Source organism: Streptomyces sp. SID5643 (assembly GCF_009872555.1).
Lineage (GTDB): Bacteria > Actinomycetota > Actinomycetes > Streptomycetales > Streptomycetaceae > Streptomyces > Streptomyces iakyrus.
The window spans coordinates 64755-72226 of sequence record NZ_WWIC01000324.1 but is presented as its reverse complement, the minus strand read 5'-3'; the positions used below and the strand labels follow the sequence as shown (position 1 = coordinate 72226).

Here is a 7472-nt window from a genome sequence, read left to right as displayed (position 1 = left end):
GGGGTTTCAGCAGAGCCCCCTGTCGGATTCGAACCGACGACCTACGCATTACAAGTGCGTTGCTCTGGCCAGCTGAGCTAAGGAGGCGGGTGCCGTGCGCCGTGTTGCCGTGCGCGAGGGCGGCACCACTGTACACAGAGCCCGTTACGCCGAGCCACGAAGTTCCGTCCGGGCGGACTCCTCCGCCGGCTCGTAGGCGAAGCGGTACGCCACCGTCGTCTCACCGTGCCGTGCGGTGAAGTCGCCCTTCCCGGTGAGGCCGGTCAGCTCTCCGCTCCCCGACCCCGGCACCACCTCGAAGGTGCAGTGCACGGTGCCGTCCTCGCCGAAGAATCCGCGCTCCTCCACCGCGAAGCTTCCCTCACGGCCCTCGACGCTGCCGGTGAGGAGTTCCATGCCGCTGAAGGAGCCGGTCTTCGCGGTGACGTAGACGATCGAGTACTCGCAGTGCGTCCCGGCCGCTTCGATGCCGCCCGTGAAGGTGTTCCGGACGGAGGCGTGGGCGAGGCGGGGGTTCGCGTCCTCGCCGGGGGCGATCACGCGTTCCTGCCAGTCGGCGAAGGTGAAGTGACCGGTGGTGGTGATGGTGCGGGTGGTGCCGGGCATGGGGTGGTCCTCTCGGTCGGGCTGATGTCCAGGACCAGCCTGGACGCCGTACCTGACATCTCCTGTCAGGTACGGCGCCGCATGCCGCGACAATGGCCCCCATGCGCGCCGACCGGCTCCTCTCCCTGCTCCTGCTGCTCCAGAACCGCGGGCGGATGACCGCACCCGAGCTCGCTGCGGAGCTGGAGGTGTCGGTACGGACGGTCTACCGGGACGTCGAGGCGCTGGGGGCGGCCGGTGTGCCGGTGTGCGCCGACCGGGGGCCCGAGGGCGGCTACCGGCTGGTCGAGGGGTACCGGACCCGGCTGACCGGTCTGACCGACGCCGAGGCCGGTTCGCTGTTCCTCGCCGGGATGCCCGGGCCGGCCCGGGACCTGGGGCTGGGGGCCGTCCTGGCCAGCGCCCAGCTGAAGGTCCAGGCGGCCCTGCCCGCCGGGCTGTCCGCGCAGGCACGGCGGGTCCAGGAACGGTTCCATCTGGACGCGCCCGCCTGGTTCCGGGAGGCCGACCCGGTGCCGTGCCTGGAGGCCGTGGCGGCGGCCGTGTGGGAGCGGCGGACACTGCGGCTGCACTACCGGCGCTGGCGCGGCGAGGTGCGCCGGGAGGTGCGGCCGCTGGGGCTCGTCCTGAAGGGCGGCATCTGGTACCTGGTCGCCCTCGCGCAGGAGGCCGTACGGACCTACCGGGTGTCGCGCGTGCTGCACGTGGAGGAGACGGGGGACGTCTTCGAGCGGCCCGCGGGCTTCGACCTGGCCGCCTACTGGGCCGAGTCCTCCCGGCGTCTGGAGGCCGCCCTGCGGCAGGACACCGCACGGCTGCGGATCTCGCCCCGCGCGCGGAAGCTGCTGCCGATGCAGTTCGGCGCGGCGGGCGCACGGGCCCTGGACGGTGCGGGGCCGCCCGACGGGGACGGCTGGGTGGAGGTGGAGCTGACCGTGGAGTCGGAGGCGGTCGCCGTGGGAGATCTGCTCCGGCTCGGCGCGGAGGCGGAGGTGCTCGGCCCTCCCGGGCTCCGGCAGGCCGTGGCCCGGGCGGTGGCGGCGCTGGCGGACCGGTACGGGGCGTCGTCGACCGGTGTCGACCGGATGTGACGTGCCGCTTCGAAAATTTCCGCGAAGTTCACATGCCCGGAACTACTGACAGACGTGTGAACGCCAGGTACCGTCCTGAGCCAGTTCACATGCGTGGACTACACCACAACGGAACACCCGTCGTGGCACCGCCTTCCTACTCGGATCGTCCGGCACGTTCCTGCCGGTAGAAGGGGTTCATTCACCATGGCCACTGTCTCGTTCGACAAGGCGACCCGGATCTACCCGGGCTCCACCAAGCCCGCCGTCGACGCGCTGGAGATCGACATCGAGGACGGCGAATTTCTCGTCCTCGTCGGCCCCTCCGGCTGCGGCAAGTCCACCTCGCTCCGCATGCTCGCGGGCCTGGAGGACGTCAACGGCGGAGCCATCCGCATCGGCGACCGCGACGTCACGCACCTGCCGCCGAAGGACCGGGACATCGCCATGGTGTTCCAGAACTACGCGCTCTACCCGCACATGACCGTCGCCGACAACATGGGCTTCGCGCTCAAGATCGCCGGCGTCAACAAGGCGGAGATCCGGCAGAAGGTCGAGGAGGCCGCGAAGATCCTCGACCTCACGGACTACCTGGACCGCAAGCCGAAGGCCCTCTCCGGCGGTCAGCGCCAGCGCGTCGCCATGGGCCGCGCCATCGTGCGTGAGCCCCAGGTGTTCCTCATGGACGAGCCGCTGTCCAACCTGGACGCCAAGCTCCGTGTGTCCACCCGTACGCAGATCGCCTCGCTCCAGCGCCGCCTGGGCATCACCACCGTCTACGTCACCCACGACCAGGTCGAGGCCATGACGATGGGCGACCGCGTGGCGGTCCTCAAGGACGGTCTGCTCCAGCAGATCGACACCCCGCGCAACATGTACGACAAGCCCGCGAACCTCTTCGTCGCCGGCTTCATCGGCTCCCCGGCGATGAACCTCGTCGAGGTGCCGATCACCGACGGCGGCGTGAAGTTCGGTAAGTCGGTCGTGCCGGTGCAGCGTGACGCGATCGCCGCCGCCACCGACAAGACCGTCACCGTCGGCGTCCGCCCCGAGCACTTCGAGGTGGCCGGCGCGGACGCCGAGCTGGGCCTCGCGGTCACGGTGAACGTCGTCGAGGAGCTCGGCGCCGACGCGTACGTGTACGGCACCGCCAAGGTCGGCGACGACTCCAAGGACCTCGTCGTCCGCGTCAGCGGCCGTGACGTCCCGGAGAAGGGCAGCCAGCTGCACGTCGTGCCCCGCTCCGGCGAGACCCACGTGTTCTCGACGTCGACCGGTGCGCGCCTGTCCGACTGATCAACCAGCAAACGCACAACCCCGGGTGAATCACCCAGGTTGACGAAGAGGGCCCCGCAGCGTGCTGCGGGGCCCTCTTCGTTGTCGACAAATACCCCGGCAGACCGGACGTTTCGAGCTGTGTGCGTCAACGCCTTACCCAGAAAGTGGCACTCTCTCATCCCCCGAACCGGTGACTAAATGTCTACAAACCATTACCGGGCGCTACCCTCACACGCGTGAAGCACTCCATGAACCAACAGACGCGACGCGGCCGGGGCCCCGCCCGCCGGATCGGCCGCACCCTCGCTTTCGTCCTGCCCGTCGTCCTGGTGCTCTCCGGGACCCTCGCGGTCACCCGAGTCAACTGGTCGGGGAACTCCACCGACCCGGTGCTCACCGCCGCGGACACCTCCGTGGGTTCCCCCCGGGCCGCCAAGCGCGCCCCCCAGGACATCCTGCGCGACAAGCTGCTGACCGAACTGCAGGAGGAGGACCCGGGCGTCGCCCTCACCCACCTCCAGCAAGCCGTCAACGGCCGCCCGTCACTGGCGAAGCACTGCGCGTCCATCGCCCGCGCCCTCGGTCAGGCCGCCGTCCGGGTCTACGGCCCGACCCGCGCCCAGTCCTACGCGCGCCCGGTGTGCGACACCGCCTTCGCCACCGGCGTCGCCGCCGCGCACAGCTGAGCGCACCGCCCTGCCACCGGGTGGGAAGTCCCTGACGGCCGGCGCCGCAACGATCGTCGGCCGTGGTCACGGGCGGGACGCCACGTACAGTTCGTATCCATGAGCGATCCGAGCGCCGCGTCCCGCCCCGTTCAAGCCGTCGTTCTGGCCGGTGGCCAGGGCTCCCGGCTGCGTCCGTACACCGACGACCGGCCCAAGCCGATGGTCGAGATCCCCGGGACGGGGACGCCGATCATCGGCCATCAGCTGTCCTGGCTCGCCGACGAGGGTGTGACGGACGTCGTGGTCTCCTGCGGCCATCTCGCCGAGGTCCTCCAGAAGTGGCTGGAGACGGCCGAGTTGCCGCTCTCCGTCACGACGGTCGTGGAGCCGGAGCCGCTCGGGCGCGGCGGCGGCCTCAAGTACGCCGCGGCGCATCTCCCCCACCCCGAGCAGCCCTGGTACGCCACGAACGGGGACATCTGGACCCGGTTCTCGCTGCGGGACATGGCCGACTTCCACGCCGAGCGGGACGCCGTCGCGACGCTGGCGCTGGCGCGGCCCCGGCTGCCGTGGGGGGCGGTGCAGACCGACGGGTTCGGCCGTATCACCGACTTCATCGAGGCGCCGCCGTCGACCTTCGAGATCAACGCCGGCGTGTACGTCTTCTCCCCCGAGTTCGCCGGGCTGCTGCCGCACCGGGGGGACCATGAGCGGACGACGTTTCCCCATCTGGCCCGTGAGCGGCGGCTGGCCGGGTTCACGATCCCCCAGGGGTCGTACTGGCGGGCCATCGACACGGCGAAGGACCTGACGGAGGCGGCGAAGGAGCTGGCGGCGGGGCGCTAGCGGCGGTGTGCGGTGGGGGGGGTGTGCCGTGTGCTTCGGCCGCGGGCCCGTCGTGGTTGCTCGCACAGTTCCCCGCGCCCCTTGAGGGACGTCTCCCTCTCCGCGTGAGAAGGCCCCGCACCTCCCGGTGCGGGGCCTTCTGGCTGGGCTGGGCGGGGGTCAGCCCAGGAGGCCGCCCACCAGGCCCGGGCGGCCCGTGGAGGACGAACCGCCGCTGTCCGAGCCGCCCGTCGAGCCCGCGCCGCCCGTCGCCGTGCCGCCTGAGGTGGGGCCGGTCGTGGTGCTGGGGGCCTGGTTCTCCGGGGTGGACTGCTGGGGCGGGGCCTGGCCCGCGGTGCCCTGGGTCTGGCTGGGCGAGCCGCCGGTGACGGTGCCGGTGTCGCGGGTGGCGTCCGGCCGGGTCGTTGTACCCGCGCTCGGGCTCGCGGAGCCGGCCGTGGCGCCCTGGGTCGGCGAGGAGGAGGCCGACGGGGTCCGCTTCTCCTTGCGCTTGCCGGGCTCGCCCGGGAGCGGGGAGCCGGGCAGCTCGTTGCGCGGGGCCTCGCCGGGGCCCGGGACGACGACCCGGTCGGCGTCACGGACGGCACCGCCGAGCAGCGAGCCGACGAGCAGGGTGATGCCGGTGACGATGGCGGTGACGAGGGCGCCGCGGCGCAGCACGTAGCGGCGCAGGTCCCAGATGTCGGCCCGGGGGCCGAGACGGCGCCAGGCGCTGCCGGCCAGTCGGCCGTCGACGGAGTACACGGGGGCGCCTGCGATGATCAGCGGGGACCAGGCGGCGAGGTAGATGATGTCGGGCGTCTCGTAGGCGGGGACGCTCTTCCAGCTGACCGTGACCAGCAGCGCGGCCGACAGCAGGGCGCCCAGGCAGGCGGCGACGCGCTGCCAGCAGCCCAGCACCGTCAGAACGCCGACGATGACCTGGGCGAAGGCGATGACCAGGCCGGCGCCCACCGGGTGCTCCAGGGCGAACTGGCGCAGCGGCTCGGCGACTTCCCACGGGTGCAGCGTGTTGAGCCACTTGACCATGGAGCCACGCTTGCCGCCTTCGAAGTAGACGGGGTCGCACAGCTTGCCCATGCCGGCGTAGATCGAGATGAAGCCCAGGAAGACGCGCAGCGGGAGCAGGACGACGCCGAGGTTCATCCGGCGGCCCGGGTAATAGGCGTGCCGGGCCGGGTCGTCGCCGTGCCGCTTGGCCCGGCGGCCGGTGTCGCCCGTGCCCGGGGCGGACTCCTCGAACTCGTCGTCCCCGTAGGCCGGCTGGCCGTACGCCGGTTCGTCGTAGGCGCTGCCGACGGTGCGCATGGGCGGCAGCAGCCGGGTGCCGTCGGCGGGTTCGTGGGTGCGCTGGGGGCCGACGACCGGGGTCTCGACGGTCTGGGCGAGGTCGTCCTCGTAGCCGGCGCCGCTGTAGCCCGCACCCTGGTACCCGGGGTCGTCGTAGCCCGGGCCCACGCGGGAGATGACCTGGGTGGCTCCGGCGTCGGAGGCGGACTCGTCGGCGTGGCGGACGCTCTCGTGCCGCACGGCCTGGAGGAGCCGGTGCGCGCCGGTGTCGTCGGGGGCGGATCTGCCGCTCCAGACGACGGGCCGGCGGCGGGCGGTGGCCCCGTCCGCCTCGCCCCCCACGCGGGGCATGCGGGCGGTGTCCTCGGTGGCGGTCAGGTGCCGTGCGACCCGGGGGGACTGGACGCGACGCGTCGAAACGCCCAACTGCACGCGGAAACTCGCGTGATTGACGATGACCTGCGCCGGGTCGCTCGGCACCTTCACCATGCTCAGCGCGGGAGCGTCGTCGAGTCCCGACGAGCGGTCCCCCGTGGGTGTGCGGGGTGTTCTGGTGTCCACACTCATCTAACCGAGTGACGTCGCGTTAGGACACTGCTTTGACCCGCCGGATCTGTCCGGACCCCGTCAAGCTTGCCCTCGTCGCCCCGTTGACACCGGAATTACCCCGTACGGGTGAAGTTCCGGACATCTGTTCAGCGGCGTCGGCGGGCCGCCTCGTACAGCACGATCCCCGCCGCCACACCGGCGTTGAGCGACTCGGCGCCGCCCGGCATCGGGATCCGCACCCGGACGTCACAGGTCTCCCCGACCAGCCGGGACAGCCCCTTGCCCTCGCTGCCGACGACGATGACGACCGGGCCGTCCAGCGCCGGAAGCTCGCCGAGCTCGGCCTCGCCGTCGGCGGCCAGGCCGACGACCGTGATGCCGGCCTTCTTGTACGCCTCCAGGGCCCGGGTGAGGTTGGTGGCGCGGGCGACCGGGGTACGGGCCGCCGTACCGGCGGACGTCTTCCAGGCACCGGCCGTCATACCGGCCGCACGGCGCTCGGGGACGACCACGCCGTGACCGCCGAAGGCGGAGACGGAGCGGACGACCGCGCCGAGGTTGCGCGGGTCGGTGACACCGTCGAGGGCGACGATCAGCGGGTCCACACCCTCGTCGTAGGCGGCCGACGCCAGGTCCTCGGGGTGGGCGTACTCGTACGGCGGGACCTGGAGGACCATGCCCTGGTGGTTGAGACCGTTGGTCATCCGGTCCAGCTCGGGCCGCGGGGCCTCCATGAGGTTGATCCCGCCGCGCTCGGCGGCGACCTGGAGGGCCTCGCGCACCCGCTCGTCGTTGTCGATGAACTGCTGGACGTACAGCGTGGACGCCGGGACGCCCTCGCGCAGCGCCTCCAGGACCGGGTTGCGTCCCACGACCAGCTCGGACGTGCCCTTGCCGCCCCGGCCGCGCACGGTGGGCCGGCGCACGGCCTGCTTGGCCTTGGCGTTGGCGACGCGGTTCTTCTTGTGTCCCTTGCGCATCTCGGCGGGCGGGGTGGGGCCCTTGCCTTCCAGGCCCCGGCGCCGCTGGCCGCCACTGCCGACCTGCGCGCCCTTCTTGCCGGACATGCGGCGGTTGTTGGCTGCCATGACCTACCTGTCTCTGCTGTCGCCGTGAGGCGGTGAAGTGCGTACGTCTGTGAAGTGTGCCGCCCGGAGGCCCGGGC

Annotated in this window: 7 protein-coding genes and 1 tRNA gene; 4 read left to right on the top strand and 4 right to left on the bottom strand. The window is 72.0% G+C overall.

Annotated elements, in window-relative coordinates; translation table 11 throughout:
- Nucleotides 1-13: 13 nt before the first annotated feature.
- Together GTY56_RS34460 and GTY56_RS34455 are read right to left on the bottom strand one after the other, a co-directional pair.
- A tRNA-Thr gene (locus GTY56_RS34460) sits at nucleotides 14-87 on the bottom strand.
- Between the two features lie 57 nt (nucleotides 88-144).
- A complete protein-coding gene (locus tag GTY56_RS34455) occupies nucleotides 145-606 on the bottom strand; it encodes a DUF3224 domain-containing protein (protein ID WP_161369204.1) in 462 nt (153 codons plus the stop codon).
- 101 nt (nucleotides 607-707) lie between these two features.
- Between GTY56_RS34455 and GTY56_RS34450 the strand changes: the two genes are divergently transcribed.
- The 4 genes from GTY56_RS34450 to GTY56_RS34435 all read left to right on the top strand — a co-directional run bounded on the left by GTY56_RS34450 (nucleotide 708) and on the right by GTY56_RS34435 (nucleotide 4468).
- A complete protein-coding gene (locus tag GTY56_RS34450) occupies nucleotides 708-1697 on the top strand; it encodes a helix-turn-helix transcriptional regulator (RefSeq protein ID WP_202511108.1) in 990 nt (329 codons plus the stop codon).
- Between the two features lie 186 nt (nucleotides 1698-1883).
- Nucleotides 1884-2972 carry an ABC transporter ATP-binding protein gene (locus GTY56_RS34445; protein ID WP_031105478.1) on the top strand — a complete coding sequence of 363 codons (1089 nt, stop codon included), beginning with the start codon at nucleotides 1884-1886 and terminating at the stop codon, nucleotides 2970-2972.
- Nucleotides 2973-3190: 218 nt separating this feature from the next.
- Complete coding sequence (locus GTY56_RS34440) at nucleotides 3191-3640, top strand: hypothetical protein (protein ID WP_107456790.1); 450 nt, start codon at nucleotides 3191-3193, stop codon at nucleotides 3638-3640.
- A gap of 99 nt (nucleotides 3641-3739) precedes the next feature.
- Nucleotides 3740-4468 (top strand): nucleotidyltransferase family protein, encoded by a 729-nt coding sequence (locus tag GTY56_RS34435; protein ID WP_161369202.1) that lies wholly within the window; start codon nucleotides 3740-3742, stop codon nucleotides 4466-4468.
- Between the two features lie 159 nt (nucleotides 4469-4627).
- Here GTY56_RS34435 and GTY56_RS34430 read toward each other — a convergent pair whose 3' ends face one another.
- Together GTY56_RS34430 and rlmB are read right to left on the bottom strand one after the other, a co-directional pair.
- Nucleotides 4628-6325 carry a DoxX family protein gene (locus tag GTY56_RS34430; RefSeq protein WP_161369201.1) on the bottom strand — a complete coding sequence of 566 codons (1698 nt, stop codon included), beginning with the start codon at nucleotides 6323-6325 and terminating at the stop codon, nucleotides 4628-4630.
- A gap of 128 nt (nucleotides 6326-6453) precedes the next feature.
- Nucleotides 6454-7395: a 23S rRNA (guanosine(2251)-2'-O)-methyltransferase RlmB gene (gene rlmB / locus GTY56_RS34425; protein ID WP_033312295.1), complete on the bottom strand. Its 942-nt coding sequence runs from the start codon at nucleotides 7393-7395 to the stop codon at nucleotides 6454-6456.
- Nucleotides 7396-7472 lie beyond the last annotated feature (77 nt).

What these genes read in the sequence shown, in the direction of transcription:
- GTY56_RS34455 (WP_161369204.1), bottom strand. Translation starts at nt 606, where the DNA reads ATGCCCGGCACCACCCGCACCATCACCACCACCGGTCACTTCACCTTC.
- GTY56_RS34450 (WP_202511108.1), top strand. Translation starts at nt 708, where the DNA reads ATGCGCGCCGACCGGCTCCTCTCCCTGCTCCTGCTGCTCCAGAACCGC.
- GTY56_RS34445 (WP_031105478.1), top strand. Translation starts at nt 1,884, where the DNA reads ATGGCCACTGTCTCGTTCGACAAGGCGACCCGGATCTACCCGGGCTCC.
- GTY56_RS34435 (WP_161369202.1), top strand. Translation starts at nt 3,740, where the DNA reads ATGAGCGATCCGAGCGCCGCGTCCCGCCCCGTTCAAGCCGTCGTTCTG.
- GTY56_RS34430 (WP_161369201.1), bottom strand. Translation starts at nt 6,325, where the DNA reads ATGAGTGTGGACACCAGAACACCCCGCACACCCACGGGGGACCGCTCG.
- rlmB (WP_033312295.1), bottom strand. Translation starts at nt 7,395, where the DNA reads ATGGCAGCCAACAACCGCCGCATGTCCGGCAAGAAGGGCGCGCAGGTC.